This is a genomic window from Burkholderia sp. Ac-20379 (assembly GCF_017104645.1).
GTDB lineage: Bacteria > Pseudomonadota > Gammaproteobacteria > Burkholderiales > Burkholderiaceae > Burkholderia.
Window position 1 is genome coordinate 1 of sequence record NZ_JAAGPF010000735.1, and the last position, 990, is coordinate 990.

Consider the following 990-nt stretch of genomic DNA (forward strand, 5'->3'; position numbering starts at 1 on the left):
CGCAACCACCGACAACCGGAACCGACGATTCATTTCTTGACCACCGAGTGTGCTGGCGCCCTGGCAGGGCATGACGACCGGGCGACAAGCCTACGCCACGAGCGGGGCGTCTGACCAATATGTTTTGGCATACGCAGCAATATCGATGGCATATGCCAGTTGCGCCGGCGGTGCAGGCCCGCCGTCAGGCGGCCCGCGGCGGGCGCGCCGCACGGCACGCGTCGTCGATCGCGCGTTCGAGCCGCGTCACGCCGGCCTCGATCGTTTCCACCGGCACGTTGCCGTAACCGAGCACGAGCCCGTTGTAGGGCGCGGCGTCGGTGCCCGGCAGGCAGAACGGCGAGAGCGGGCGCAGCACCAGATCGTGCGCGGCGGCCGCGCGCGTCACGTCGAGATCGGACACCGGCGCGTCGAGCCGCGCCGACAGATGCATGCCGCCGTCGCCGGCCGACACCGTGAGCAGGCCGCCGAGGCGGCGCGTGAGCGTGTCGTGCAGCACGTCGCGGCGCTCCGCGTAGACGCGCCGCATGCGGCGCAGATGGCGGCTGAAATGGCCGGCTTCGATGAATTCGGCGAGCGCCAGATGATCGGCGAGCCGCCCGCGCGGCGACAGCGCCGACGACACGTGCTCAAGCGCCGGCGCGATCGCGTCGGGCGCCACCACGAAACCCACCCGCAGCGCGGGGAACATCACCTTGCTGAACGTGCCGAGGTAGATCACCGGCGCGTCGCGCACCGCGCTCTGCAACGCGGCCAGCGGCGTGCCGTGATGGCGGAACTCGCTGTCGTAGTCGTCCTCGACGATCCACGCGCCGGCGTCGCGCGCGGCCTGCACGAGCGCGATGCGCCGCTCCTGCGTCATCACCGCGCCGAGCGGGTACTGATGCGACGGCGTGATGTAGATGAGCCGCGGCGGCGCTTCGCGCCACAGCGCCGGGCCGGGCGCGAGACCGTGCGCATCGACCGGCACCGGCACGAGCCGCAGCCCGG

General features: G+C 71.9%; 1 protein-coding gene. It reads right to left on the minus strand.

What is annotated here, in order from left to right; genetic code table 11:
• Window positions 1–184: 184 nt before the first annotated feature.
• On the minus strand, window positions 185–990 hold an 806-nt coding region (locus tag G3N92_RS34315), incomplete at its 5' end, for a PLP-dependent aminotransferase family protein (protein WP_206131911.1).